Source organism: Bartonella sp. B30(2025) (assembly GCF_053793825.1).
Window position 1 is genome coordinate 77,327 of the sequence record NZ_CP200034.1, and the last position, 26,824, is coordinate 104,150.

The 26,824-nt window shown below is 37.0% G+C and carries 24 protein-coding genes; 19 read left to right on the plus strand and 5 right to left on the minus strand.

Annotated elements, in window-relative coordinates:
* Positions 1 to 84: 84 nt before the first annotated feature.
* Entirely contained in the window at positions 85 to 1,101 is a 1,017-nt protein-coding gene (locus tag V4P55_RS00340; protein WP_455474419.1) for a polyprenyl synthetase family protein, read from the minus strand.
* A gap of 232 nt (positions 1,102 to 1,333) precedes the next feature.
* Here V4P55_RS00340 and V4P55_RS00345 point away from each other — a divergent pair, with 232 nt between their 5' ends.
* The 7 genes from V4P55_RS00345 to V4P55_RS00375 all read left to right on the plus strand — a co-directional run bounded on the left by V4P55_RS00345 (position 1,334) and on the right by V4P55_RS00375 (position 8,342).
* Positions 1,334 to 2,122 carry a tRNA1(Val) (adenine(37)-N6)-methyltransferase gene (locus V4P55_RS00345; protein WP_455474420.1) on the plus strand — a complete coding sequence of 263 codons (789 nt, stop codon included), beginning with the start codon at positions 1,334 to 1,336 and terminating at the stop codon, positions 2,120 to 2,122.
* A gap of 204 nt (positions 2,123 to 2,326) precedes the next feature.
* Positions 2,327 to 3,181: a S49 family peptidase gene (locus tag V4P55_RS00350; protein ID WP_455474421.1), complete on the plus strand. Its 855-nt coding sequence runs from the start codon at positions 2,327 to 2,329 to the stop codon at positions 3,179 to 3,181.
* Between the two features lie 258 nt (positions 3,182 to 3,439).
* Entirely contained in the window at positions 3,440 to 4,348 is a 909-nt protein-coding gene (locus tag V4P55_RS00355; RefSeq protein ID WP_455474422.1) for a 4-(cytidine 5'-diphospho)-2-C-methyl-D-erythritol kinase, read from the plus strand.
* A gap of 268 nt (positions 4,349 to 4,616) precedes the next feature.
* Complete coding sequence (locus tag V4P55_RS00360) at positions 4,617 to 5,282, plus strand: ribonuclease HII (protein WP_455474423.1); 666 nt, start codon at positions 4,617 to 4,619, stop codon at positions 5,280 to 5,282.
* Positions 5,279 to 6,241: an L-threonylcarbamoyladenylate synthase gene (locus V4P55_RS00365; RefSeq protein ID WP_455474424.1), complete on the plus strand. Its 963-nt coding sequence runs from the start codon at positions 5,279 to 5,281 to the stop codon at positions 6,239 to 6,241. The genes V4P55_RS00360 and V4P55_RS00365 overlap by 4 nt, the downstream gene beginning before the upstream one ends.
* A 2-nt stretch (positions 6,242 to 6,243) precedes the next feature.
* Entirely contained in the window at positions 6,244 to 7,653 is a 1,410-nt protein-coding gene (locus tag V4P55_RS00370; protein ID WP_455474425.1) for an FAD-binding oxidoreductase, read from the plus strand.
* A 146-nt stretch (positions 7,654 to 7,799) separates the two neighbouring features.
* On the plus strand, positions 7,800 to 8,342 hold the full coding sequence (locus V4P55_RS00375) for a DUF6101 family protein (RefSeq protein ID WP_455475083.1): 543 nt from the start codon (positions 7,800 to 7,802) through the stop codon (positions 8,340 to 8,342).
* A gap of 414 nt (positions 8,343 to 8,756) precedes the next feature.
* On the opposite strand, the gene purD is transcribed toward V4P55_RS00375, so the two are convergent.
* Positions 8,757 to 10,031 carry a phosphoribosylamine--glycine ligase gene (gene purD / locus V4P55_RS00380; RefSeq protein ID WP_455474426.1) on the minus strand — a complete coding sequence of 425 codons (1,275 nt, stop codon included), beginning with the start codon at positions 10,029 to 10,031 and terminating at the stop codon, positions 8,757 to 8,759.
* Positions 10,032 to 10,125: 94 nt separating this feature from the next.
* On the opposite strand from purD, the gene ubiA reads away from it, so the two are divergent.
* Entirely contained in the window at positions 10,126 to 11,130 is a 1,005-nt protein-coding gene (ubiA, locus tag V4P55_RS00385; protein ID WP_455474427.1) for a 4-hydroxybenzoate octaprenyltransferase, read from the plus strand.
* 509 nt (positions 11,131 to 11,639) lie between these two features.
* On the opposite strand, the gene pdxH is transcribed toward ubiA, so the two are convergent.
* Positions 11,640 to 12,254 (minus strand): pyridoxamine 5'-phosphate oxidase, encoded by a 615-nt coding sequence (gene pdxH / locus V4P55_RS00390; protein WP_455474428.1) that lies wholly within the window; start codon positions 12,252 to 12,254, stop codon positions 11,640 to 11,642.
* A 339-nt stretch (positions 12,255 to 12,593) separates the two neighbouring features.
* On the opposite strand from pdxH, the gene V4P55_RS00395 reads away from it, so the two are divergent.
* The 8 genes from V4P55_RS00395 (at position 12,594) to V4P55_RS00430 (ending at position 21,209) form a co-directional block, all read left to right on the plus strand.
* The gene (locus V4P55_RS00395) at positions 12,594 to 13,496 is read left to right on the plus strand and encodes a DnaJ C-terminal domain-containing protein (protein ID WP_455474429.1); all 903 of its coding nucleotides are present in this window, start codon (positions 12,594 to 12,596) and stop codon (positions 13,494 to 13,496) included.
* Positions 13,497 to 13,628: 132 nt separating this feature from the next.
* Positions 13,629 to 14,447, plus strand: a complete 819-nt coding sequence (fabI, locus tag V4P55_RS00400) for an enoyl-ACP reductase FabI (RefSeq protein WP_455474430.1) — start codon at positions 13,629 to 13,631, stop codon at positions 14,445 to 14,447.
* A gap of 141 nt (positions 14,448 to 14,588) precedes the next feature.
* The gene (gene aroC / locus V4P55_RS00405) at positions 14,589 to 15,677 is read left to right on the plus strand and encodes a chorismate synthase (RefSeq protein ID WP_455474431.1); all 1,089 of its coding nucleotides are present in this window, start codon (positions 14,589 to 14,591) and stop codon (positions 15,675 to 15,677) included.
* 15 nt (positions 15,678 to 15,692) lie between these two features.
* Complete coding sequence (gene ribB, locus V4P55_RS00410) at positions 15,693 to 16,805, plus strand: 3,4-dihydroxy-2-butanone-4-phosphate synthase (RefSeq protein ID WP_455474432.1); 1,113 nt, start codon at positions 15,693 to 15,695, stop codon at positions 16,803 to 16,805.
* A 7-nt stretch (positions 16,806 to 16,812) separates the two neighbouring features.
* A complete protein-coding gene (locus tag V4P55_RS00415; protein WP_455474433.1) occupies positions 16,813 to 17,067 on the plus strand; it encodes an exodeoxyribonuclease VII small subunit in 255 nt (84 codons plus the stop codon).
* A 219-nt stretch (positions 17,068 to 17,286) separates the two neighbouring features.
* Positions 17,287 to 19,209 (plus strand): 1-deoxy-D-xylulose-5-phosphate synthase, encoded by a 1,923-nt coding sequence (dxs, locus tag V4P55_RS00420; RefSeq protein WP_455474434.1) that lies wholly within the window; start codon positions 17,287 to 17,289, stop codon positions 19,207 to 19,209.
* Position 19,210: 1 nt separating this feature from the next.
* The gene (locus tag V4P55_RS00425; protein ID WP_455474435.1) at positions 19,211 to 19,963 is read left to right on the plus strand and encodes a TlyA family RNA methyltransferase; all 753 of its coding nucleotides are present in this window, start codon (positions 19,211 to 19,213) and stop codon (positions 19,961 to 19,963) included.
* On the plus strand, positions 19,953 to 21,209 hold the full coding sequence (locus V4P55_RS00430) for a class I SAM-dependent RNA methyltransferase (protein WP_455474436.1): 1,257 nt from the start codon (positions 19,953 to 19,955) through the stop codon (positions 21,207 to 21,209). Before V4P55_RS00425 ends, V4P55_RS00430 begins: the two co-directional genes overlap by 11 nt.
* Before the next feature lie 51 nt (positions 21,210 to 21,260).
* On the opposite strand, the gene tldD is transcribed toward V4P55_RS00430, so the two are convergent.
* Both tldD and V4P55_RS00440 read right to left on the minus strand, forming a co-directional pair.
* Positions 21,261 to 22,679, minus strand: coding sequence for a metalloprotease TldD (tldD, locus tag V4P55_RS00435; protein WP_455474437.1), 1,419 nt, complete (start codon positions 22,677 to 22,679; stop codon positions 21,261 to 21,263).
* 116 nt (positions 22,680 to 22,795) lie between these two features.
* Positions 22,796 to 23,380 carry an invasion associated locus B family protein gene (locus tag V4P55_RS00440; protein WP_455475084.1) on the minus strand — a complete coding sequence of 195 codons (585 nt, stop codon included), beginning with the start codon at positions 23,378 to 23,380 and terminating at the stop codon, positions 22,796 to 22,798.
* A gap of 296 nt (positions 23,381 to 23,676) precedes the next feature.
* Between V4P55_RS00440 and cyoE the strand changes: the two genes are divergently transcribed.
* From cyoE to V4P55_RS00455, 3 genes are all read left to right on the plus strand, one after another.
* Complete coding sequence (cyoE, locus tag V4P55_RS00445) at positions 23,677 to 24,594, plus strand: heme o synthase (RefSeq protein ID WP_455474438.1); 918 nt, start codon at positions 23,677 to 23,679, stop codon at positions 24,592 to 24,594.
* 213 nt (positions 24,595 to 24,807) lie between these two features.
* Positions 24,808 to 25,863 (plus strand): 4-hydroxy-3-methylbut-2-enyl diphosphate reductase, encoded by a 1,056-nt coding sequence (ispH, locus tag V4P55_RS00450; protein WP_455474439.1) that lies wholly within the window; start codon positions 24,808 to 24,810, stop codon positions 25,861 to 25,863.
* Positions 25,863 to 26,822, plus strand: coding sequence for a homoserine kinase (locus tag V4P55_RS00455; protein ID WP_455474440.1), 960 nt, complete (start codon positions 25,863 to 25,865; stop codon positions 26,820 to 26,822). The genes ispH and V4P55_RS00455 overlap by 1 nt, the downstream gene beginning before the upstream one ends.
* The last annotated feature ends 2 nt before the right edge of the window (positions 26,823 to 26,824 follow it).

Consider the following 26,824-nt stretch of genomic DNA (forward strand, 5'->3'; position numbering starts at 1 on the left):
CCTTTTTAAAATAATCAGTTATGCATACGGTTTATAAATCATATCTGATTACTTTATTAAAAATATTGCGATGATTGCAATGAATCAGTTTACACGGGAAATACAAAAGTCAACAGTTTCAACTAAAGCATTGCGAGCGGGACTTTCATCTATTGAAATAAGAGCGTCTATTGCACGTTTTCCGTAGACATTTGCTTGTTTTATTGTATCTGTAAGGCTATCATATTTTTTTATTAGCTGTTGGGCGTATGCAAAAGTTTCATTATTGCTATTGTTGTTTTCAAGTGCCTCTTTCCAGAATGCTTTTTCTTTGTCATTTCCTCGTGTATATGCGAGGATAACAGGCATTGTAATTTTTCCTTCACGGAAATCATCACCTATGTTTTTTCCCAAATCTTTAGTAACCCCACCATAATCAAGTGCGTCATCAATTAATTGGAATGCCAATCCTAACAATGTTCCATATTCGCGCAATGCAAAACGCTCTTCATGTCCATAGCCAGCGATAATTGGTCCAACTTCAGCAGCTGCTGAAAAAAGTGCAGCTGTTTTTGCATTAATGATTTTGAGGTAATCTGAAATATTTGTCTCTATATTTTTTGCTGCAGAAAGTTGCATGACTTCTCCTTCAGCAATAATTGCCGCAGCATTTGCTAAGACGGAGAGTGCTTCTATAGAACCAACATCAACCATCATTTTAAAAGCTTGCCCCAACAAAAAGTCGCCAACAAGTATACTAGCTTGATTTCCCCAAATTGTTCGCGCGGTAGATTGCCCTCGTCTTAGATTACTTTCATCAATGACATCATCATGTAATAATGTTGCTGTATGCATAAATTCAACTGCTGTAGCGAGCTTTATATGTCCATCATTTTGATAACCAAACATTTGTGCGGAGGCTAACGTAATCATTGGGCGTAACCGCTTTCCACCAGATAAAATAAGATGGTTGGAGATTTCGGGAATCATGTCAACATCTGATTTTGCCATGGAAAGGATGCACTGATTTACGCGTTGCATATCATCTTTGGTCAGATTGATGAGAGATTGGAGAGAAGTTTGATTATTTTTTATTTGGTCTAGTTTTGTGGCAGAACTCAATATGTTTTCTCCTAGAGGATTACAATGGATATGTAGGAATTTTATTTTATCCATAGCATAAAGGAGGGTTTGCTTCGACTCAAGTTTTGATATCACGTTAAAATGCAAATCTTGAAGATATTTATAAGAAATATTTTTAATAGGTGAGTAATATTGTTTTGAAAAAATAATCTCATGAAGAAACAATTGGTATGCAAAATACAGATTATGATAATGAATATTGGGCCTTTAAATGAATAAGATAATGGAGCATAATGACGAAACAATTGATGGATTTCACCGTGGAAAATTTTATTTAGTTCAGCCACGTTCACGTGGTCATCGTTCTGGCATGGATGCTATGTTATTAGCCGGGTTGGTTCCTAGCAATTTTAAGGGGAAGGTTATTGATTTTGGTGCTGGTGCTGGTGCTGCAGGATTAGCGGTAGCATCGCGGTGTCTAAAGGTACACGTTACATTAGTTGAGAAGTCAGCTTTTATGGTGTCTTATGCTCAAAAAACACTTATGCTAAAGCAAAATGAGAAGTTTATTGATCGAATTTGCTTGTTACAAGCAGATGTTACATCCAGAGGAAAAGCCCGTTTAGAGGCAGGTCTATCAGATAATGCTTTTGATTTTGTGATTATGAATCCGCCTTTTAATAATTCTTCAGATCGCAAGACACCTGATGAACAGAAATTGGAGGCGCATGTTATGCCTGAGGCTATGTTTGATAATTGGTTACGTAGTGCAGCAGCAGTTGTTAAACCAGGAGGGTATTTAGGGTTAATTGCACGTCCACAATCGTTGACCGATATATTGCATGCTTTGGAAGGTCGCTTTGGTAACGTTTGTATCATTCCTATTCATGCACGTGCTTTAACCGCTGCAATTCGTGTTTTACTTTATGCGAAACGGGGAAGCCGCGCAGCTTTATCTATGTTGCCGCCGTTGGTTATACATGAGGGCGATAGCCATGCTTTTTCACTAAGGGTTGATGCAATTAACAATGGACGCATAAGCTTGTGGGAACTTTTTTAACAATATCTTGTGTTTTTCAATTTATTATTTAAGTTTAGGACGAAATAAGTTTTAAAAAGGATGTGGATTTGAATGAATTGGGATTTTTAATTTGGGCTTTTGTTGGCACTTTTGTGGGAAGTTGTTTTTTTCGCTTTTGTTTTTCGTGCCTATTAAGTTGCTCTTAAATTTATATCCCTACCTAGTATATAAGGAAGTCTTGTTTTGGATAATATTATCAAAAATTTTATTTCAGATTGTTTTGGTTCCGGTAAACTCGAAATTCCCGTGGTGCGTCTTCATGGAGCGATTATGGATTCTACTTCAGTGATAGCGCCGCGCACGCTTTCGTTGAGCAGATGTGCTAATCTTTTAGATAAAGCTTTTGCTTATAAAAAAGCTCCAGTTGTTGCCATTATTGTTAATTCTCCCGGTGGATCGCCTGTGCAATCACGTCTCATCTTTAAGCGTATTCGTGACTTGGCAAAGGAAAAAAACAAACAGGTTTTAGTATTTATTGAAGATGTAGCCGCATCAGGTGGTTATATGATTGCTTGCGCTGGAGATGAGATTTTTGCTGATCCTTCTTCAGTTGTTGGCTCTATTGGGGTTGTTTCAGCTTCTTTTGGTTTTCCTGAGCTTTTGAACAAAATTGGAGTGGAACGTCGCGTATATACAGCGGGAAAAAATAAAGTTATATTGGATCCTTTCCAGCCCGAAAAGAAGGCGGGTATTGAGCATTTAAAATCTCTACAACTTGAAGTTCATCAAACATTTATTGATTTAGTCCAAGAGCGACGTGGAGAGAAGCTGTCAAATGATCCAGACATTTTCACAGGAATGTTCTGGAGTGGAAAAAAGAGCGTTGAGCTTGGGTTAGTTGATGGATTAAATGATGTGCGCTCTGTTATTAAGGAACGGTTTGGTCATGATACTAAACTACGGTTGATTTCTCCCCCGAAAAGTCTTTTAGGGTCTAGAGCTCCTTCAGGGATTACTGCGAATGCAATTTATACAGCAATTGATAGTGCAGTGATGGTAGCGGAAGAGCGAGCGCTTTGGCAGCGTTATGGTTTGTAATGAGGATGGTGATTCGGTATAATTTGATATATAGTAAAATGAGTTTGTGATATCGCTGATAAAAAGGGAGAGACTAAAAATGGTACGGATGATTACATCAAGTTTAATTTGTATTACAACTTTTTGCATGTATTGTTTGTTGAAGAAACAATTAAAGAAAAATATGCAGCATGTTTATAGTACAAAAGCTAAATCGCGGCATACAGAGGTAAGAGGTACACTGATAAAAGATCCTAAAACTGGTGAATATTACTTTAAATGATATCGGGCGTAGAAGCTTTGTTCAAAAGAAGTGTTTATGTATTTACACCTATTAAATTGAACTTAGCTTTGCATGTTGTTGGTCAGCGTGCTGATGGTTACCACTTATTAGAGAGTTTGGTCTGTTTTAGTTTGAGTGGTGACTGTTTGGTTTTTGCACCTTTTGGGAGCGAGCGTCTCACCTTAACGGGATCTTTTGCGCGTAGTCTTGTCTCTGATAAAGATAATTCAGTTATTCGCGCATATGATTTTATGTGTGAGGCATTTCCAAAATATGCGAAATCTGCATTTTTTAGACTTGTTAAAGTATTGCCAGTTGCTTCAGGAATTGGTGGGGGATCAGGTAATTCTGCTGGTGTTTTGAGTCTATTACGTCAGCAATGGAGAGTTAATTGTTCTTGTGAAAAATTAGCGAAAATGAGCTTAGTTTTAGGTGCTGATGTCCCCATGTGTCTTTTTGCACTAGAATATAAGCAACCACTTTTTGTTAAAGGAATCGGACAAGATATAACACGGTTAAAAGAGGTATGTTCTCTTGCAATGGTATTAGTAAATCATGGACAACATATTGCAACAAAAGATGTTTTCCAGGCTTTAGAAAAGCGTGATCATCCTTCCTTAAAAATTGATCTAGCAGCTTTAAAGACAGTTTATTCATTAGTTGAGGCTTTACAAGAAACGCGCAATGATCTCTTCATTCCTGCATTAAAAATTGCGCCTCGATTGCTTGAAGTTTTAGATGTATTGGATAAGAGCGGTTCTCTTTTTTCTCGCATGTCTGGAACTGGTGCAACTTGCTTTGGTATTTTTAAAGATAAGCAAGCAGCGCAGCAGGCAGCCCTTTTTATCAAATCAATGCATCCAGATTGGTTTGTCAAACCTATTATCACATTAGGAACGTTTTAAGTAAAAATATAAAAATCAGAAATTTTATTTATCCAATGATGTTGCACTATGTGATAGTCGAAGAATTTATAAAGTTTGCTTCTTTAGGTTTAGATTGCAGCATAAACACAAAGATATGTTAGATAATGAATATTGAAAAAATTGGATAGCTTTGAAAAGGTTTATCAATCCAATTTTTTTTGTATCTTTGTGAAAAATATAGGAAGTTTATATATGTTATTTTTTCTGTAAGACTTGCGAAAAATGGATAGTGGTGCAAAATAGGTGTATGTCTCATCAAATTGATAATCCATCAACTTTACTTAATTTACCGCTTAAGCCAAATTTTTTGTGCGAATTGGATTTGCAGGAAAAGGGTTTTTTTTATGTAGCAGGTGTTGATGAAGTTGGACGTGGTCCTCTTGCCGGTCCTGTGGTAACAGCGGCAGTTATTTTGGACAAAGATCACATCCCGGATGGATTGGATGATTCAAAAAAACTTTCTATTAAACAACGTAGTGAACTTTATTATAAAATTTTACAAAATGCATTAGCAATTTCAATCGCTAGTATTTGTTCCCATGCAATTGATCAGTCGAATATTCGAAAAGCAACTTTAGAAGCAATGCGCCGTTGTATTACAGGGTTATCAGTGCCAGCTGATTATGCACTGATTGATGGGCGTGATGTTCCTGTTCAGTTATCATGTCCAGCAACATCTTTGATTAAAGGCGATCAACGTTCAGTTTCAATTGCAGCAGCATCCATTGTTGCTAAAGTAACGCGTGATCGAATGATGGAATGTGCGGGAACAGTTTATAAAGAATACGGTTTCGAGAAGAATGTAGGTTATGCAACATTAGCGCATCGCACAGCTCTTGATAAATATGGGCCGATCGTTGGATTACATCGTTATAGTTTCGCGCCACTTAAAGAGCGCAAGGGTATATTATGACAATTTTACCTTTTAATAGTGCTTCAATAAAAGAAGCGGTTGCGCTTCTTAAACAAGGAAAGCTCGTAGCACTGCCGACAGAAACCGTTTATGGATTAGCTGGAGATGCAACAAATGGGAAGGCGGTTTCTGCCATTTTTTCCACGAAGAAAAGACCAAGATTTAATCCTCTTATTGCTCATGTAAGTAGTATTGTTATGGCAGAACATTACGTTGAAATTGATCCCATTTCACGTCGATTAATGGAAGAATTTTGGCCAGGACCTTTAACGCTTGTCTTACCTTTAAAGACTCATCATAATATTCATCCTTTAACCACTTCTGGTCTTAGTACATTAGCTGTTCGTTTTCCAGATAGTTGTTTTGCAGAAGTTGTGCAATATTTTGGTCGACCTTTAGCGGCTCCTAGTGCAAACCAATCAGGACGTCTGAGCCCTACTTCAGCTGAAGCTGTTTTTGCATCTTTAGGAGAATCTGTTCCTTTGATTATTGATGGAGGGGATTCCAAAATAGGACTCGAATCAACGATCATTAAAGTTTTTGATAACAGTATTTATCTTTTGCGTCCTGGAGGACTTGCAGCTGAAGATATTGAAAATGTTATGGGCAAATCATTAAAACGGTTAGACCAGCGAGCAGCAATTGAGGCTCCGGGTATGTTAAAGTCGCATTATGCGCCGAATGCTTCAGTTCGTTTAAATGTGCAAAAGGTGGAACATGGTGAAGCACTTTTAGCATTTGGTCCCAAGCGCAGTATAGGGGTTGAAAATGCTGTTTTTGTTTTAAACCTTAGTGAGAGTGGACAGTTAGAAGAAGCTGCTTCTCATTTATTTCAGTATATGAAACAGTTAGATTCGCTGAAAGTGAGGTCTATTGCTGTGGAACCTATTCCATCATACGGATTAGGTGAGGCTATTAATGATCGTTTAATACGTGCAGCAGCTCCAAAGGAGGAATGAAAATGGAGCAAAATTTGATTGAAAAATTTAGAGAAATTGTTGGTACTGCACATGCTATAACAGATCAGGCAGTTATTGCGCCGTATTTGATTGAAGAGAGAAGACTTTTTCATGGGAAAACTTCGTTGCTTTTACGCCCATCTTCTACAAAAGAGATATCATTAATTATGCAATTGGCTAGTCAAACGCGTACACCAATTGTGCCTCAGGGTGGCAATACAGGTCTTGTAGGTGGTCAGCAACCTGATGAAGTCGGTCGCAGCATTATTTTATCCATGGAACGATTAAATAAGATTAGATGCATTAATCTGGAGGGTAATTTTGCTGTAGTTGAGGCTGGAGTTATTTTACATAATTTACAGAAAAAAGTGGATGAAGTTGGTCGCTTTTTTCCTCTTTCTTTGGCTTCAGAAGGATCCTGTCAGATAGGAGGCAATCTTTCATCTAATGCTGGGGGGACGGCTGTTTTAGCTTATGGCAATATGCGTGAGCTTTGTCTTGGTTTAGAAGTTGTTTTACCTGATGGTCGAATTTTGGATGATTTGCGTTTTGTAAAGAAAGATAATAGCGGATATGATTTAAAAAATCTTTTTATTGGTGCGGAAGGCACTTTAGGGATTATAACTGCGGCAGTTTTAAAGCTTTTTCCAAAAATCAAAGGAAAAGCAGTCGCCTTTGTAGGACTACAAAGTCCAGCTAAGGCTCTTACATTTCTTTCTTTTGCCCAATGCTATGGGGGACAAATGTTAACGAGTTTTGAGCTTATGGGAAAGCTTAGTTTGCAGATGGCTCTAGATTATAACAAATGCGAGAAGTCTCTTTTTGAACATGAGCATGAATGGTACGTATTGATTAATATTTCATCGTTGAAGGGAGATGATGAAGCCTTATCTGCGTTAAATACTATTTTAGAAAAATCTTTAAAGGCTGAAGCGATAGAAGATGCAATTATTGCGCAATCATTAAAGCAGCAAGATTTTTTTTGGCAATTACGTGAAAGTATTTCATATGCACAAAAATTAGCAGGAGGATCTATTAAGCATGATATTGCTATACCCGTTGCTTCGATTCCTGATTTTATTGTTGAAGCAGCTTGTATAGTTGAAGAGATTGTTCCAGGTGCGCGAGTTGTTTGTTTTGGGCACATGGGTGATGGTAACTTGCATTACAATGTTACACAACCTGTTGGAGCTGATACCGCTGCGTTTTTGCAATTATGGTCACAAATGAATTATCGCATACATGATCTAGTGATGCGATACCAAGGGGCATTTTCTGCAGAACATGGAATTGGCCAGCTTAAGCGTGCAGAATTGCGCGCTTTCAAATCTCCTGTTGCATTGGATATTATGCAGAAGATAAAAAAAATGCTCGATCCTTTAGAAATTATGAATCCTGGAAAAATATTATAGTGCCGTGACATGAAATTTTGTTTCGTTTTTGTGTTTATATTTTAGTAACCAAAAAATAAACCAGTTGTTTTTTATTGAATCTTTTAATAATCCGATGAAAAAAAGATGGTAAAGGATGTGTGTTATTAAAAGATTGGGAAACTGTTATGGCTAATCAAGGCTTTAATCAGGCAAAAGCGGGGTTTGAATTTCGTTTAGATCCATGTCATTTGCCACAAGCAACGACATATTTTTCACCAAGAACAGGCAATAAAATGATTTGTTCGTTAAGTGAACACGGTATTTATTTTAAAACTGATTCTCCTTTAAGCAAATCGCATTCAGTGCCAGTTTATCATTTCAGAGGGATTGCGGCACGTACGGTAAAAACGCTTTCAGGAGAAAAAGCTGTTGCGTTAGAATTGCTTCATATTGATGACGAAGTTTGTATCCCACTTTTAGTTTCTAGAGATTTGAACAATGTTCTTCTGGATTGGCGATTATGGGCGGATACTTATGATCTTCCTATGCTTATGATCAATGAAGACGGTAGTGTTACGGTTGTCAAAGACCGCTCTGATTTACGTCAATTTTTTTATAAAACATGGAATTATAAGCAAAAATCACTTTTACTTCGTTATCAAAAATCATTAGGCATACGCTTGATCATTGCCCATCGGGTTATTATAAGTGATATTGATGCACATTAATTGCTCATACTGCGTGGATTGATGCAATTCATGAACCGTATTTTGTTATTGTCCGCAATTGTTGTTTAAGTATAAATAAAAATTATGGCTTATTTTATACAAAGGCAATAACAGCATATCGCCGTTTATTTTTTAGACGCGTCAACGTAGAGTTGTTTATAAAAAGTGATGCGTAAACGAATCTTTAAAGAAACATAAGCCAAAACAATGGCATAGTTATAGTTTGCAGTCTCATATCCAGAATAATTTTCTTTTTCATATATTTTGTGATGAGTATGAATTTTTCAAATTTTAGCGATTTTTTTTGAGAAAAATGCACTGTTTTTCTAAAAGCTATTAAAATATATAAGATTGTTATAAAAATTATAGCTATGTTATCATGTAATAAAATAATGAGAAGAAGACTCAAAAAGTTTATTTTTCTCGCGCAATAGCTCGCCATCCTATATCACGTCGTACAAAACCTTCTGGCCAATCGATACAATTAACAGCTTCATAGGCACGTTTTTGTGCATGTGTAACAGTTTTTCCTGTGGCTGTTATATTTAAAACACGCCCACCGTTGGCAATTAATTCTCCATTGCATAATGTCGTTCCAGCTTGAAAAATTTTTACATCAGGAAGTGCGCTTGCCTGATCAAGATTGCGGATAACAGAGCCTTTTTGGGGAGAATCTGGATATCCTTTTGCTGCCATAACAACGGTTAAAGCTGTTTTTTCAGACCATTGAAGAGATTTTTTTTTCAGGTTTCCTTGAGCAGCTGCAAGAAGCAGTGGTAAAAGATCCTCGTTTAATCGCATCATTAAAACTTGACACTCAGGATCACCGAACCTTACATTAAATTCAATTAGTTGCGGTCCTTGCTTGGTTATCATTAATCCAACGAAGAGGATACCTTTAAAGGGAGCTCCCATTTCGCTCATGCTGCTTAAAGTTGGTTCAACAATTTCTTTTAGGGTACGACTAATCATTTCTTCTGTCATGATTGGTGCTGGAGAATAAGCCCCCATACCACCAGTATTAGCTCCGGTATCACCATCACCAACGCGTTTATGATCTTGCGCAGACCCAAAAGGAATCGCGGTTTTACCATCACAAAGACAAAAGAAGCTTGCTTCTTCACCTTCAAGAAAAGCTTCTATAACAATTTTTGTTTTTGTATTGTCAGTGGTATTGTTAAGGTAGGCATCAACAGCATTATATGCCTCTTCTATTGTTGTTGCAACAATAACACCTTTCCCAGCGGCTAACCCATCGGCTTTGATGACAATGGGAACACCTTGTTGACGAATGTAATTTTTAGCTTTTAAAGCGTCATTAAAACATTGGTAAATTCCTGTAGGAATGCTATTTTTATGGCATAAATCTTTTGTAAAAGCCTTTGAACCTTCTAATTGAGCAGCTTTTTGAGTCGGTCCAAATACGCAGATGTTAGCGCTATTAAGAGAATCAGTTATCCCTGCAACTAATGGTGCTTCTGGTCCAACGATGACAAGATCAATGGAATGTTTTTTACAAAAATCAATAACGAGAGAGTGGTCATTGATGTTCAAATCAATATTTTCACCCAATTCCATTGTTGCAGGATTTCCAGGAGCGCAATATAATTTTTTTAGTAGTGGTGATGCTGCTATTTTCCATGCTAAAGCATGTTCTCGTCCACCTGAGCCAATAAGAAGAATATTCATTGTTTGCTCCTACTACAAAGAGATAATTAAATCAGTTTTTTCTTGTCATAAGAATGAAATGCTTTTATCGCAAGACAAAAGGTGAAACTATTTTATGAAAAAAAAGAACAATATTACACATATTCAATCTTGTAAGAGCCAAGGGCGGGTTATGGATGCATCTTCCAGACAATGGGTCTACAATTTTCTTCCATGTTCTTTATGGTTTTATGCTCAATTGGCACGTTGGGATCGTCCAGTTGGATGGCAATTGTTGATGTGGCCTTGTTTTTGGTCAACAACTATGGCTTTTCTCTCTTATAACACGCTTCAATTATCTCTTTTATCAACGTTAAGTAATTGGCTCTGGTATCTTTTTCTTTTTTTTATAGGGTCTGTAGCTATGCGAGGTGCAGGGTGTACTTGGAATGATCTTATTGATCATAAAATTGATTCTCAGGTTGAACGAACGCGTTCTCGTCCATTGCCAACAGGTCATGTGAGTCGTTTTCAGGCTAAAGTTTTTATATTAGTACAATGTTTGATTGGTTTAGGCGTTTTATCTCAATTTAATTTATTTAGCTTTTTTCTAGGCATTTCATCATTGATAGCTGTTGCAATTTATCCTTTTATGAAACGCCTGACATATTGGCCTCAATTTTTTTTAGGTGTTGCGTTTAATTGGGGGGCCTTAATGGGATGGGCGGTTGTGTATGGAAGTTTGAGTTGGGCACCTATCTGCCTTTATATGGGATCTATATTGTGGACGATAGGGTATGATACAATTTATGCGCATCAAGATAAAGAGGATGATGCTGCTGTTGGTGTACGCTCTACAGCACTTTTGTTTGGAAAAGGTACTAAGCGTGTGCTGGTATTTTTATATAGCGGCTTTGTAGTATTGGTCAGTTTAGCATTTTATTTATCGCAAGTTCCTGTACTTAGTTTTTTAGGACTTTTTATTGCGAGCATTCATATGTTTATTCAAATTAAAGTTATTGATATCGATGATAGTTCACAATGCTTGAAGCTTTTCAAATCTAATTCATTTGTTGGTTTTTTGATTTTTGCGGGCTTGGTTTGTGGTGGAATATGGATGGTATTTTTTCCTACAGCTTAGCAATGGAAAATAAAAATATATGTAATGTAGTGCTGAAAAACGATTTTAAGCATTTCACATTTAAAATTTCTTTGTCCTAACTTTAGAAACTCTTTTTTATAAAAAACGAATTTTCGTTGGTTTTAGGATTTTAAAAAGAGTAAGTTAGTAATAGATCTTTATTGGAATGTATGAATCAACAATTTTTAATATAGCAGAATAAGTTTAATAAAAGTTGCCAATTTTCTATATTAAGCTAGCCTAAAATATTCTGAGCATATTTTATCGCTTTATATTCAGTTCTGAGATTTTTTCTGGATCAGTATCTTACTTGAATAATTTTGCGACTATAATGCTTATCTAAGCATGATAAGATAATAGGAGAGTAAGCAAAAGACTGTTGTCAATAAAATTTGTTCTGAGGATGTCTTTCTCTAATTTAAAATGAAAATAATGAGTTAACCTTATTTTTTAAAGAGTATTTTAATTATTATACAGAATAACGACTTTATTTTTTAAATTTTAAAGGATTAGGGATAGAGTTTTTTTCTTTGCCAATTAACGCAATCAATCGAATCGCGTGTAAATAATGTGCGATCATGTAAACGAAACGGACGATCGCTCCAAAATTCTATAGAAAGAGGTTTAACACGGAATCCGGACCAATAAGGTGGGCGCGGGATATTACCTATAGCGTAACGTGCGGTGTATTTAGCAATTGCTTTTTTAAGGATAAAACGGTCTTTTAATGGTTGAGATTGTTTAGATGCCCATGCACCAATTCGGCTACCTCGTGGACGTGATTGGAAATACGCATCTGCTTCTTGGCTGTCGACTTTTTCGACAATTCCTCTAATTCGAACTTGACGGCGAAGAGATTTCCAGTGAAAACATAAGGATGCTTTCATTGATTTTAAAATTTCTTGTCCTTTGCAGCTTTCATAGTTGGTATAAAAAACAAAACCTTGAGAGTTAAAATCTTTAAGAAGAACCATTCGAACATTTGGTAATCCTGTTTCATCGACTGTTGCTAGTGCCATAGCATTAGGGTCATTTATTTCGCTCATTGTTGCCTCTTCAAGCCAATTGGCGAAAAGTGTAAAAGGTTCTTGTATTTCGCAGTCTGTTTGTATTTCTTCGGTCATAAGTTCTCCAAATATTAATCAGCGAAAATAAGGTATTTTTGGTTTGTATTCACGTATTTTCTTATCAAAAGGTATAAGTCGTTGATACTGTCTTTTTCTATAAAGATAATGCTATCATATTATTTTTACTGTGTTTTAATAATTTTTGTCTTTAGTGCAAAATGCAAAGAACTATATTAAATATAAAAAAATATTTATTTTATCTGGTATTTTAATTTCTTTATAAACATATACATAGGGGAAAGTATTCTATAAAATAGCTGATGAAACTGTGAGGAATATTGAGCAATATATCATTTGTTGATATTTTGAAAATGGAAGGACTGAAAAGAGGATAATATGCGTGATCCCTACACAGTTTTAGGTGTTGAGCGTACTGCTAAACCGCAAGAAATTAAATCTGCATTCAGAAAATTAGCAAAGAAGTATCATCCAGATCATAATATGAATGATGCAAAAGCTAAAGAAAGATTTTCTGAAATTAATCAAGCTTATGAAATTCTAGGTGATAAAGAAAAAAAAGCGCAATTTGATCGCGGTGAAATTGATATGGAAGGAAAACCGACTTATCAAGCTTATGGTGCAGGTGGAAATTTTAGAGGCGGGTCTAATCCTTTTTCAGGGGGGGCAAGAGGATTTGATTTTGGATCATCAGGCGGGGCAAGTTTTGATGCAAGTGATATTTTTCGTGATCTATTTGGAAGAGGAGAAAGTTTTTCAAATTCTTCTCATTATAATCAACCTCAACAAGGCGCTCATGTTCGTGCCAGCCTTACGGTGACATTAGAGCAGATAGTTGGTGCGGAAAGGGTGGAAGCTGTTTTCCCGAATGGAAAGAAATTAAAAATTAAGCTCCCCGATTATGTTGAAGATGGGCAGACTATTCGTTTAAAAGGTCAGGGGGAAGAAGTTGCTTATGGCAAAGCAGGCGATGCTTTGGTAACTATTCATATTCAAAAGCATCCTCGTTTTCGAGTTGAAGGAAGAGCACTCCATCTTGATTTACCAGTTTCTCTTAAGCATGCAGTTCTAGGAGCGAAAGAGGAAGTTGAGACTTTAGAGGGACGTGTGGTTTTAACTGTTCCTGCATGGTCAAGTTCTGATCGTATTTTACGGTTAAAAGAGAAGGGACTTCCTTTAAAAAACGGAAAAAGAGATGATCTTTATGTTCATGTTCGTATTATGTTGCCAGAAGGTGGAGATGCAAAATTAGAACAATTTTTGCGAACGCAGGAAGATTAATTTTAAAACTATACAAAAATGTAGTTAAGGTGTAGTTTCTGTTTGATTTTAAACCAATTACTTGAAGAAAAGATTAACCTATGTCATAGGCAGGTAATATTATTAATTTGAAGTAGTAATGGGGCAGGATTGATGGCTAATGATGGTGGTTTATTGCATGGCAAGCGTGGTCTGATTTTGGGACTTGCCAATAATCGCTCTATCGCTTGGGGGATTGCCAAGGCGGCTAGTGCAGAAGGAGCGGATCTTGCTTTTACGTATCAAGGTGACGCGATGAAAAAGCGTGTCGAGCCTTTAGCTAAGGAAGTAAAAGGGATCGTTTGTGGTCATTGTGATGTTTCGAATAGTGCATCTATTGACGCAGTTTTTGAAGAAGTAGAAAAAAAATGGGGTAAGCTGGATTTTTTGGTTCATGCTATTGGTTTTTCTGATAAAGATGAATTAAGCGGTCGTTATGTTGATATTAGCGAAGCGAATTTTATGATGACCATGAATATTTCTGTTTATTCTTTAACCGCTCTCACAAAGCGCGCAGAAAAATTAATGCCAGATGGTGGTTCAATTTTGACGCTGAGTTATTATGGTGCAGAAAAGGTTGTCCCCAATTATAATGTGATGGGAGTTGCTAAAGCGGCTCTTGAAGCAAGTGTAAAATATTTGGCAGTGGATTTAGGTCCTAAGAATATTCGCGTTAACGCTATATCCGCTGGACCAATTAAAACATTAGCTGCTTCCGGTATTGGTGATTTTCGTTATATTTTAAAGTGGAATGAATATAATGCTCCCTTACGTCGCACAGTGACAATTGAAGAAATTGGTGATTCAGCTCTTTACTTTCTCTCAGATTTATCTCGTTCTGTTACAGGTGAAGTGCATCATGTTGATTCGGGGTATAACATAATAGGTATGAAAGCTGTTGATGCACCAGATATCTCTGTCATTAAAGAATAGGATTTAGTTTATAAGGTTTGATTTGACAAAGGAAGGTTGATCAAACTTATTGTACAATGATTTGTTATGGGGTCTGTGTTATGTACGGTCCAGCATATGCTATAGTTGTGTACATTTGACAGAGGAACGGGGACATTTTTTATGTCACATAATACATTTGGTCATTTGTTTCGTGTAACAACATGGGGTGAAAGTCATGGAGCAGCTATTGGTTGTGTTATAGATGGTTGTCCTCCGGAGATTGTTTTTACTCTTTCAGAGATTCAATGTTATCTTGATAAACGCAGACCAGGACAATCAAAATATACAACACAACGTCAAGAGTTGGATCAAGTTGAAATACTTTCAGGCGTTGTTCCTCAGGATGATGGAGCAACATTAGTAACAATAGGTACACCAATTTCTATGTTGATTCGAAATACAGATCAGCGGTCTAAAGATTATAGTTCAATTGCTCGCCAGTATCGTCCAGGTCACGCAGATTATACTTATGATATTAAATATGGTATTCGTGACTTTCGGGGAGGAGGACGTTCTTCAGCGCGTGAGACAGCAGCACGTGTTGCAGCAGGTGCTCTCGCACGTAAAATTGTTCCTAACCTGCGTGTAAGAGGAGCTGTGATAGCGATTGGTCCTTATAATATTAACCGTGATCGTTGGGATTGGTTAGAGGTTGAGAACAATCCTTTTTATATACCTGATGCAGAGATGGTACCCTTTTTTAGAGATTATATTAATAAGCTACGTAAAGATGGCTCATCTGTTGGTGCTATTGTTGAGATCGTTGCAGAAAATATTCCAGCAGGATTGGGAGCACCTATTTATGCAAAATTGGATCAGGATATTGCATCATTATTAATGTCCATTAACGCGGTTAAGGGAGTTGAAATTGGTGATGGGTTTGCAGTAGCTCGTTTAAGAGGAGAAGAGAATGCAGATGAAATGCGTATGGGAAGTGATGGAAAACCACTTTTTTTATCGAATCATGCTGGTGGTATTTTAGGCGGAATATCTAGCGGACAGCCAATTATTGCTCGTTTTGCTGTTAAACCTACTTCATCAATTTTAACACCTTGTCGTTCAGTTGATATTGATGGGAATGATGTAAACGTTGTAACAAAGGGACGTCATGATCCGTGTGTTGGAATCCGTGCTGTTGCTGTTGGTGAAGCGATGGTCGCTTGCACTATTGCTGACCATTATTTAAGACATCGCGGCCAGGTTGGTTAATTCGAGTGGTGAATAATGAAGTATGATCAAAAAAAAGTTGTTTCTGCTATTCAAGCTTTTGAACGCGGTGAAATTGTTGTGGTTACGGATGACCATGACCGTGAAAATGAAGGTGATTTAATAGTTGCTGCTGTGCATTGCACGGAAGAAAAGATGGCATTTATTATTCGCCATACAACTGGTATTATTTGTACCCCTATGCCCAAAAAAGAAGCGCAGAAATTTAATCTGACTCCTATGGTATCAGATAATGATTCGGTTCATTGCACCCAGTTTACTGTTACTGTTGATTATAAATATGGGGTAACGACGGGGATTTCGGCGCATGATCGCGCATTGACTGTTCGTAATCTTGCTAATCCAAATGCTAACGCAAATGATTTTTTTCGTCCAGGACATATTTTCCCTTTGATTGCGCATGAAGGGGGGATTTTTATGCGCTCGGGGCATACAGAAGCAGCTGTTGATTTATGTAAATTAGCTGGGCTCCAACCTGTTGGTGTTATTGGCGAATTGGTCAACGATGATGGTAGCGTAAAACATGGAGACGAAGTCAAAAAATTTGCACAAGACAATCAATTGCATATGATCACTGTGGCAGATCTGATTGCTTATCGTCAACGTACAGAAATAGTGGTTAAGCGTGTTGGAGAAACTCGTATTGAAACAGCGATAGGACCAGCGGTTGCTCAAAGTTATCAACTCCCCTGGGAAACAATTCAGCATGTTGCGATTATTTTTGGTGATATTGATGGTGGTAAAAATATTCCCGTGTATTTGCATCGTGAGAACATTATAAAGGGCTTTTTTGATCAATCTTTAAGTATGACAACCGTCATGCAGCGTATGATGGAAAAGGAAAAACGTGGTGTTTTCATTTATTTGCGTGAAGATTCTGTCGGCATTGGTCTTCAATTTGCTGTTGACAAGAAGCAAATGGCAATGACAAGACCAGAAAATCATATAGAGGCGATCAAACGTGAGGAAGAATGGCGTCAAATTGGTTTAGGATCACAAATTTTAAAATGTTTAGGAATTAGTTCCGTTATTGTTTATGATTCTAAAGAACGTTATTATGTAGGCCTAGAAGGTTTTGGAATTCGCATATCCAAAACTGATATCTTGTGAGGATTATATGAAACAAGAAATAAAAAAAGGAGATATTGCGGCATTAAGTTTTGAGGAAGCTCTTCAGCAACTTGAGGTGATTGTCGAAAATTTGGAACGAGGGGATGTTCCTTTAGAGCAATCAATTGATATTTATGAGCGAGGTGAAGATCTTAAAAAACATTGTGATAAACTCTTGAAAGCGGCTGAAGCTAAAGTTGAAAAAATTCAGCTTTCAGAAGGAGGTTCTCCAGAAGGTGTAGAGCCACTCGATTCTGAATAATGTTGATGATTTTTGGATATTTATTTTAAGATTAGAGACGAAATTATCTCATTTATAAAAAATAAGTTTATGGATTTTTCATTTTAAAATGGAAAAATTTGTAGATAATTTTGAGTATATAAAATATCCCAGTAGAAAAGCAATGCGCACATTATGGATGGAAGAATATAAAATACATATATGTTTTTTCTTCCATTAATATAGTATAAGGAACTTTTTTTGTCTCAGATATTAACGCCACTACTTGATCGTATTTGTTTCCCACAAGATTTGCGAGCATTGCCAGAGGCTGATTTAAAACAGTTAGCTGAGGAGTTGCGTGCTGAAACAATTGATGCTGTTTCTGTAACGGGTGGGCATCTTGGTGCAGGGCTTGGCGTTGTTGAATTAACAATTGCGCTACACTATGTTTTTGATACACCTGAAGATAAAATTGTCTGGGATGTAGGACATCAAGCTTATCCGCATAAAATTTTAACAGGTCGTAGAGATAAAATTCGCACATTGCGCCAAGAAGGGGGGCTATCAGGTTTTACAAAGCGTTCAGAAAGTATATATGATCCATTTGGTGCGGGGCATTCTTCTACCTCTATTTCAGCCAGCCTTGGTATGGCGGTGGTTAATACTTTAAAAGCAGAAAAAAAGCGGAATATCATTTCTGTCATTGGTGATGGCGCGATGTCTGCTGGTATGGCGTATGAAGCGATGAATAATGCTGGTGCTCTGGATGCGCGTTTGATTATTATTCTTAATGATAATGATATGTCAATTGCACCTCCTACTGGTGCTATGCGCGCTCATCTTGCACGGTTAGTTTCTCACCCTGCTTATCGTAGTTTGCGTGAACGAGTGAAGGTATTTGGCCAAAAGTTACCCAAGTTCTTTTTAGATCAAGCGCATCGCTCGGAAGAATTTGCAAAAATGGTTTTGGTTGGAAGAACTTTATTTGATGAGCTTGGTTTTTATTATATTGGCCCAATAGATGGGCATAATTTAAATCATTTGTTACCTGTTTTAAAACATGTGCGTGAATATTCTAATGGCCCTGTTTTAGTACATGTGGTCACTCATAAAGGGAAAGGATATGCACCTGCGGAAGCATCGTCTGATAAATATCATGGAGTTAATCGTTTTGATATTGTAACAGGTAAACAGGTTCAAGCACAAAGCAAAGCTCTTTCCTATACTAAAGTGTTTTCTCAAGCTTTAATAGAAGAAGCTACCCTTGATGATAAAATTGTTGGTATAACTGCAGCAATGCCAACAGGGACAGGTCTTGATGCTTTTGCTAAAAAGTTTCCCAGCAGGATGTTTGATGTTGGTATTGCTGAGCAGCACGCTGTAACTTTTGCTGCGGGTATTGCCTGTGAAGGGTATAAGCCTTTTGTTGCAATTTATTCTACTTTTTTACAGCGTGCTTATGATCAGATTGTGCATGATGTCTCAATTCAAAAATTGCCAGTACGTTTTGCAATTGATCGGGCAGGTTTTGTTGGTGCAGATGGCGCAACACATGCTGGAAGTTTTGATATTGTTTTTTTAACGGCTCTTCCTGAATTTGTGGTGATGGCTCCTTCTGATGAAGTTGAGTTGATGCATATGGTGCGCACGGCAGCAGCTTATGATCAAGGACCTATTTCTTTTCGTTATCCACGTGGCGAAGGTATTGGTATAGATTTGCCACAGCGAGGTGAATTACTTGAAATCGGAAAAGGACGCGTTTTGCGTGAAGGGAATAGGATCGCTCTGGTTTGTTTTGGAACACGGTTATCTGAAGTATTAGTGGCAGCAGATAGATTAGAAGCGGAAGGATTATCTACAACTGTTGCTGATGCACGATTTGCAAAACCTTTAGATAAAGATTTAATGCGTCGTTTAGCACGTGAGCATGAATTATTGATAACAATTGAAGAAGGCGCGATTGGTGGATTTGGCGCGCATTTATTACAGTTTTTGGCACAAGAAGGGCTTTTAGAGAATGGTTTAAAAGTTCGCACATTAAAACTTCCTGATGAGTATTTAAATCACGGTTCACCCGAAAAAGTTCTTTCACGTATTGGGCTTGATGCTGTTGGTATTGTCAATACTGTCCTGTCTGTTTTGGGCCGCAAAATTGTGGCAATACAGAAAGCTCGAGTATGAAATGGTTGTTAAGAAAAGGCTTGATGTTCTTTTAGTCGAAAAAAAAATTTTTGCTACGCGTTCACGAGCACGCGATGCTATTGTACGTCAAACAGTTAAAGTTGATGGTGAAGCAGTTTTAAAAGCTGGGCAGATAATCTCTGAAGATGCAGAAATTGTAGTTTGTGATCCAGCGCAGAATTATGTTTCGCGTGCTGCATTAAAATTAATCCATGCATTTGATGTATTTCCGATTATAACTGATCGAGTAACTGCTATTGATATTGGTGCATCGACAGGTGGTTTTACGCAAGTTCTTTTAGAGCGAGGGGTATCTCATGTGATTGCTGTTGATGTTGGCCATAATCAATTTGATGCGCATTTATTTGGAAATAGTGCGATAACATTATTAGAAGGCTTGAATGTTAGAGATTTTAAGCGGACACATTTAGACGGTCGGGAAATTGATCTCATAGTATCAGATGTTAGTTTTATTTCTCTTAAGCTTGCATTGCCTCCTGTTTTGTCTTTAGCCAAAAATGGAGCCCAAGCGGTTTTATTGGTAAAACCACAATTTGAGATCGGTCGAGAAGGTCTTGGTAAGGGGGGAATATTGAAAAACCCATTAGTGGCAAAACAAACTGCTGAAGGGCTTTTTGATTGGTTGAATACTCAACCAGGATGGACAGCAAAAGGTTTAGTTTCCTCACCTATCTTAGGTGGAGATGGAAATTTAGAATATTTGTTATTCGGAGAAAAAGAGTGTGAGCAATGAAGTTGTAATCGATCGTATCGGAAGGAATGGTCATGGTATATCCATCATACCACATGGTTTGATATATGTCCCTTTTACTTTACCAGGGGAGGTCGCTACAATTGCTCTTCATGGAAAATATGGCACACTTCTTGCTTTAAAAAAGAAGTCACCAGAGCGTATCGATGCTATTTGTCAACATTTTGAGAATTGTGGAGGGTGTATGCTTCAGCATTGGAATGCTGATGTCTATCGTACTTGGAAACGACAATTAGTTATTGATGCACTTAAAAAGTATAGGATCGATGCATTTGTTTCTCCTTTGATTGAATGTGGGGACCACAGTCGTAGACGGGTTACTTTAACAGCGCTTATGACCACACAAGGCCGTATTATCGGTTTGAACCGTCATTTATCTCATGATGTTGTAGCTTTGAAAGAATGTCCAGTTGCATGTTTAGAGATTATATCTCGACTAGATGATATTAAGGCACTTTGCAATCTTGTAAGTGATCATATCAAGCACTTTTACGTGACGATAACATCTGTTAAAAATGGGTTAGACGTTGCTTTAAATGGATGCGTTGTACGAGATGAACACACTCGTCAAAAAATGATTAATACAGCGCTTGCTTGTGGAGTTGTGCGTTTATCTGTTGAAGGTGAAGTTTTTATTGAGCAAGATAAACCATTGATTTGTTTCGGAGATGTTTATGTTGAGTTTCCCGCTGGTGGTGGGTTTATCCAAGCGACTGTAGAAGCAGAAAATATTATGGGCGACATTGTTTTGAATCATTTAAAAAAAGCAAAAAATGCTGTTGATTTATTTTCAGGTATTGGAACTTTTGCATTGCGGATGGCAAAAAAAATGAATGTACATGCTGTAGAAAATAATGGGGTGGCATTAGAAAATCTAAAGCGAGCGGCACGTTCTGCAACTGGTTTAAAAAAAGTAACTTGTGAAAAACGCGATCTTTTTCACCGTCCACTTTCTGCGAAAGAGCTTGAGTGTTTTGATAGTGCTGTCTTTGATCCTCCACGCGCTGGTGCACAACAACAGGTGCATGAGATGGCAAAAGCAACACTTCCACGTGTTGTAGCCATTTCATGTAATCCTATTACGTTTGCTCGTGATTTATCTCTTCTTATTGCGGGTGGTTATGTAATAGAGCAAATTATTCCAATTGATCAATTTTTATGGTCCCCACATGTTGAAATTATTGCTGTTTTGAGCAAGAAAAAAACAAGAACAGGTTGGAAACTTTAGTTTACTTAAATGATTAGAAAAGTCATTTCGTTTAAGTGCTGTTGATTAATTTTATGAAAGTGCAGTTCCACCAATTGTCATATTATTAATTCGTAGATGAGGTTGTCCGACACCAACAGGGACGTTTTGTCCAGCTTTTCCACACATACCGATACCATTATCAAGTTTGCTATCATTCCCAATCATTGTAATGTGTTTCATGGATTCTGGTCCGTTTCCTATAAGGGTTGCACCTTTGATTGGAGCTATAATTTTTCCATTTTCTACTCGATATGCTTCGGTGCATTCAAATACAAATTTCCCGGAAGTAATGTCAACTTGTCCTCCACCAAATGAAACAGCATAAATACCGTTTTTTAGCGAGGATAAGATTTCTTCAGGTGTCTTATCTCCACCTAGCATCATTGTATTGGTCATACGCGGCATTGGTGCATGTGCGTAGGATTCACGCCGTCCATTCCCAGTTGGATTAACACCCATAAGTCGAGCATTTAGTCTGTCTTGCATAAAACCAACAAGTTTTCCATCTTCAATAAGAACATTACATCCCGATGGTGTACCTTCATCATCAATAGTGAGTGAACCACGGCAGTGAGGAATTGTACCATCATCAACGACTGTAACACCTTTTGCAGCAACTTGTTGACCTAAAAGTCCAGAGAAAGCAGATGTTTTTTTTCGATTAAAGTCACCTTCTAAACCATGTCCAACAGCTTCATGAAGCATAACACCAGGCCATCCATTGGCTAAAACAACATCAAATGTTCCTGCTGGTGCTGCTTCTGCTTCTAAATTTATTAAGGCCATACGTAAAGCTTCATCGGCAGCTTTTTTCCAATTTTCTTCACTAATGAATTGACTAAATGCTTGTCGTCCACCACATCCATAAAAGCCGTTTTCACGTCGATTTCCTTCAGCTGCAACCACAGATATAGCAAGCCGGACAAGAGGGCGGATATCATGAGCAAGATATCCATCAGCGCGTAAAATTTCTACATGCTGTAGTGAACCAGAAAGAGAAACAGTAACTTGGTGTAATTTGTTATTTTTTTGGCGTAAATAGGTATCAATTTTTTGCAAAAGAGCGCTTTTTTCTGCAAATGATGGAGTATCAAGAGGATTAAGGGGTTGGTAAAGCATTTTATTTGTTTTTTGAGGTGCTGCACTACAAGTCCCTACATGATGATTATAGGTAATGGCTTTAGCTGCTTCACTGGCGTGTTTGAGTGCAGTAGCAGATAATTCACTAGAGTGTGCATATCCAGTCGCTTCTCCAGCAACAACGCGTAGACCAAATCCCATATCTTGGTGAAAGGATCCGTTTTTAAGCTGGCCATTATCAAATAAAAGCGTTTCACTTTCTGTGTACTCAAGGTAAAGTTCGCCGTCATCAGCATGATGAAGCGATTCTTGCACAAGTGATTGCACTTTAGATGAAGATATATCAAAATGATCAATCAGCGATTTCATAATAGCCATCCTATTTTATTTGTATCAGGAAAATTTTTTCTTCTCTTGTTTTAAAAAGTTGTCAAATGAGAACTCTGAGATAGTTTTTTGGTTAATTTATGTAAGTTTTATTATATTTATAAAGCTGCATAGGCATCCTCAAATCCATGGAGATCAACGATTCCTCCGATACCTTGCTCGGGAGTTGTAAAGAAAAAATAGGTTGCAGCTTTACCTTTTAAAAAGAGCTGTAATACATTTTCTTCAAGACGAGCTTCAGCGACGCAAGTATCACCGAAGCAACGACGGTATTCCATTTTTCCTGTATCTTTATCATCAATTTTTATACCAACACCAAAGCGTAGTTCAACTCTAATCGGGACAAAAACACGCATCAAAGCTCCTTGGTTCTTAGGTAATTTGTAAAATGTAACGCGGAGCGTAATATCATGACGATTTTTTGTATGTACATTTTGTACAATCTCACATTGTATATTTGGTGTGCCTGGCTGCAAGGCACAAACCTTTGTCCATGCACCGTAAGTTTGTGGAGCCGGGACATTCCGCATATTGGATGTTTGTGCAATCGCATAATTGGCAAAAACATTACAAAATATATAAATAATTGCACCGATAAAGAAATTTTTTTTTAGCAATTTATTATAAAGTATCACAGAACGCCCCACCCAACTAGCAATATATTTTAATGTATCGGTTTGCATAAAAACAGATTTTTGAATTAGGACCATAACATAAAATTAGTATCCAAAACATATTAATCCGTGTGCAAAAATAAAATAAAAATTGAAAAAAACAATATTTTATAGGAGAAAAATTTTTAGAATTGTTTTATTATATCAGAGGAGAGGCGTTTTATTTTTATGATATATTTTTAAGGAATGTGTATAATAGCGGCGCTCTATATGTTCTCTAAAATAGTTGTATTAATTCAGTCATTTCCATATGGTAAAGAGTATTTGCTTGTGAATGACGGAGATGAAAAAGGTCTTTAAATGGAATGTCTATTTCGGGAAAAATATCGGTTGCAAATGATCAACTAACCTCATCAAAACCTAGTATATATGATTATATTACATTATTGAAACCACGGGTGATGTCACTCGTTGTATTTACAGCTCTGGTTGGGCTGGTTATATCACCTGTTTCAATGAGCCTATTGTATGGTATTTTGGCAATTCTATGTATTGCAGTAGGTGGTGGTGGTGCGGGAGCACTTAATATGTGGTACGATGCTGATATCGATGCGGTGATGGAACGTACTAAAAATCGTCCTATTCCTACTGGAAAAATTAGTGCGAAAAAAGCATTTGTTTTTGGTATGATCCTTTCTGCACTTTCAGTTTTGGTTATGGGACTTTTCATTAATTGGATAGCAGCATTTATTCTCGCATTCACAATCTTCTTCTATGTTGTTATCTATACAATTTGGTTAAAGCGTATAACACCACAGAATATTGTTATTGGTGGTGCAGCTGGAGCTTTTCCGCCCATGATTGGGTGGGCTGCAGCAACAGGTAATGTGAGTATTGATAGCTTTTTACTATTTTTAATTATTTTTATGTGGACACCGCCACATTTTTGGTCTCTTTCTTTATTTTCATCTCTTGATTATGGTGCAGCAGGTATTCCTATGTTGCCTAATGTTCGAGGTGAGCGTTCCACAAAAAAACATATCTTAATCTATACTATTCTTATGGCGGTATGTGTTGCTGGACCATTCATTATAGGTTTTGCAGGAATTTTTTATGCTATTTTTTCAACAATTTTGAGCATTACCTTCATTTATTTCGCCTATTGTTTGTGGAAAACTAATGCGAAAACCACAACTATTGTGATGGCAAAAAAAATGTTTTTCTTTTCGCTCTTTTATTTGGCTGCTATATTTGGCATTCTTTTGATTGAATCTCTTTTTTGATATTTTATCATCTTATATAATAGTTATAATAGTGAAATTAAAAAAATTCATTGGGAAGTGCTTCGATTGAATAGAATGTTATAAGAGTGCATCTATTTGCAATGTGATTGCAAAAGAGGGTAATTTTTTCAATTTTCCTCGTTACACTTTTATGTAGTACGCAAAGTAGTGTGTTGGGAATATAATTAAAGTGATAGGTATTAAGAACGTTTTATGTCTATACTTCCTCCTTTAACAATACGTCTTTGTGCTCCACGTGGGTTTTGTGCAGGGGTTGATCGTGCTATTCAGATTGTTCTTCTTGCATTAAAAAAATATGGTGCTCCAGTATATGTGCGTCATGAGATTGTGCATAATCGTTATGTGGTTGAAGGATTACAACAAAGAGGTGCCATTTTTGTAGAAGAACTTGATGAAATTCCAGAAATACATCGTAACCAACCAGTTGTATTTTCTGCTCATGGTGTACCAAAATATATATCAGAAGAAGCTAAGCGTTATAATTTGTTTTATCTCGACGCAACATGTCCATTGGTGTCTAAGGTTCATAAACAAGCGATACGACATCAACGTCATGGTCGTCATGTTATATTAATTGGTCATTCTGGTCATCCTGAGGTTATAGGTACAATAGGGCAGCTCGAAAAAGGAGCTGTTACACTCATTGAAACAGTAGAAGATGCTTGGCAGTATAATCCAGATAATCCAGACCAATTGGGATTTGTAACACAAACAACGCTTTCGATTGAAGATACAGCAGAAATTCTTGATATATTACAGAAACGCTTCCCTGCATTGCAAGCACCAGCTGCTGAATCAATTTGCTATGCAACGACGAATCGTCAAAATGCTGTTAAAGCAGCAGCACTAGGAAGTGATTTATTTTTAATTGTTGGTGCACCGAACTCTTCTAATTCACAGCGTTTGGTAGAGGTTGCTAAAAGATTTGGAGCTCAGCAATCTTTTTTAGTTCAACGGGCTAATGAAATTGATTTTGATCATTTAGGTTCTCTTTCCACTGTGAGCCTTTCAGCAGGCGCTTCTGCACCTGAAATTATTGTCGATGAAATTATTTCAGCTTTTCGCGAGCGTTATGATGTTACAATAGACTTAGCTGAAACAGTGGTGGAAATGGAGACATTTTTGGTAAACCGCGAATTACGTGATGTCATTTTAACGCCTCAAGATATGGCTTTTGTTAATGGTAAAGCGAAGATAATAACAAATAAAAATTATAGTGTAGAGATACCCAAAACGAAAGCAAAATAATGGCAGTTCATACAAATATTCATCCAAATGATTTGAAGTTATTTTTGGCGCGTTATTCAATAGGTACGCTTTTATCCTATCAAGGTATAGAAGAAGGTATAGAAAATTCTAATTTTATGCTGCATACAACAAAGGGAAAATTTATTTTAACGCTTTATGAAAAGCGTATTGCAAAGGATGATTTGCCGTTTTTTTGCAATCTTATGCAACATTTAGGAGATCGTGGAATACCATGTCCTCAACCGGTAAGTCAAAATGATGGGACGATAATTGGTGAATTAGCAGAGCGTCCTGCAGCCATTGTTACTTTTTTGGAAGGGATATGGATTCGTTCCCCTAATGTACAACATTGCTGTGAAGTTGGGAGTAGTTTAGCGAAGCTGCATTTAGCAGGACAGGATTTTTCGTTTAGTCGTCAGAATACTCTTTCTCTTTCTGGTTGGAAACAATTATGGCAAAGTTGTCAAATTGTGGAAGATACATTGCTTCACAAATTTGGTAAAAAAATTGATACAGAGTTAACATTTTTAGAAAAAAATTGGCCATCAAATTTGCCAATAGGCGTCGTTCATGCTGATTTATTTAATGATAATGTATTTTTTATGAATCATCGTCTCTCTGGTATTATAGATTTCTATTTTGCTTGTAATGATTTTTTGGCTTACGACTTAGCCATTTGTTTAAATGCTTGGTGTTTTGAAGAGGACAATTCCTATAATCTTATCAAAGCTCGTGGGTTATTGGAAAATTATCAAAAAATTAGACCATTAATACCTTTAGAATTGGACGCAATGATTTTATTGTTACGTGGTGCGGCTTTACGCTTTTTGCTTACTCGTCTTTATGATTGGTTCAATACACCATCGGGTAGTATTGTCGTTAAAAAAAATCCGTGGGAATATTGGTACAAGTTGTGTTTTTTTAGTAATACAAATTTGTTGAGTGAATTAGGTTTTTGAAT

Coding starts and splice junctions, on each gene's coding strand:
- purD (WP_455474426.1), bottom strand. CDS start 10,031: ATGAATATTCTTCTTATTGGCTCAGGTGGACGAGAACATGCTTTAGCA.
- cyoE (WP_455474438.1), top strand. CDS start 23,677: ATGTCTATTTCGGGAAAAATATCGGTTGCAAATGATCAACTAACCTCA.
- ubiA (WP_455474427.1), top strand. CDS start 10,126: ATGAAAAAAAAGAACAATATTACACATATTCAATCTTGTAAGAGCCAA.
- tldD (WP_455474437.1), bottom strand. CDS start 22,679: ATGAAATCGCTGATTGATCATTTTGATATATCTTCATCTAAAGTGCAA.
- V4P55_RS00375 (WP_455475083.1), top strand. CDS start 7,800: ATGGCTAATCAAGGCTTTAATCAGGCAAAAGCGGGGTTTGAATTTCGT.
- V4P55_RS00370 (WP_455474425.1), top strand. CDS start 6,244: ATGGAGCAAAATTTGATTGAAAAATTTAGAGAAATTGTTGGTACTGCA.
- V4P55_RS00345 (WP_455474420.1), top strand. CDS start 1,334: ATGAATAAGATAATGGAGCATAATGACGAAACAATTGATGGATTTCAC.
- V4P55_RS00440 (WP_455475084.1), bottom strand. CDS start 23,380: ATGCAAACCGATACATTAAAATATATTGCTAGTTGGGTGGGGCGTTCT.
- ribB (WP_455474432.1), top strand. CDS start 15,693: ATGAAGTATGATCAAAAAAAAGTTGTTTCTGCTATTCAAGCTTTTGAA.
- V4P55_RS00415 (WP_455474433.1), top strand. CDS start 16,813: ATGAAACAAGAAATAAAAAAAGGAGATATTGCGGCATTAAGTTTTGAG.
- ispH (WP_455474439.1), top strand. CDS start 24,808: ATGTCTATACTTCCTCCTTTAACAATACGTCTTTGTGCTCCACGTGGG.
- aroC (WP_455474431.1), top strand. CDS start 14,589: ATGTCACATAATACATTTGGTCATTTGTTTCGTGTAACAACATGGGGT.
- V4P55_RS00365 (WP_455474424.1), top strand. CDS start 5,279: ATGACAATTTTACCTTTTAATAGTGCTTCAATAAAAGAAGCGGTTGCG.
- V4P55_RS00360 (WP_455474423.1), top strand. CDS start 4,617: ATGTCTCATCAAATTGATAATCCATCAACTTTACTTAATTTACCGCTT.
- V4P55_RS00455 (WP_455474440.1), top strand. CDS start 25,863: ATGGCAGTTCATACAAATATTCATCCAAATGATTTGAAGTTATTTTTG.
- V4P55_RS00355 (WP_455474422.1), top strand. CDS start 3,440: ATGATATCGGGCGTAGAAGCTTTGTTCAAAAGAAGTGTTTATGTATTT.
- pdxH (WP_455474428.1), bottom strand. CDS start 12,254: ATGACCGAAGAAATACAAACAGACTGCGAAATACAAGAACCTTTTACA.
- fabI (WP_455474430.1), top strand. CDS start 13,629: ATGGCTAATGATGGTGGTTTATTGCATGGCAAGCGTGGTCTGATTTTG.
- V4P55_RS00425 (WP_455474435.1), top strand. CDS start 19,211: ATGGTTGTTAAGAAAAGGCTTGATGTTCTTTTAGTCGAAAAAAAAATT.
- V4P55_RS00395 (WP_455474429.1), top strand. CDS start 12,594: ATGCGTGATCCCTACACAGTTTTAGGTGTTGAGCGTACTGCTAAACCG.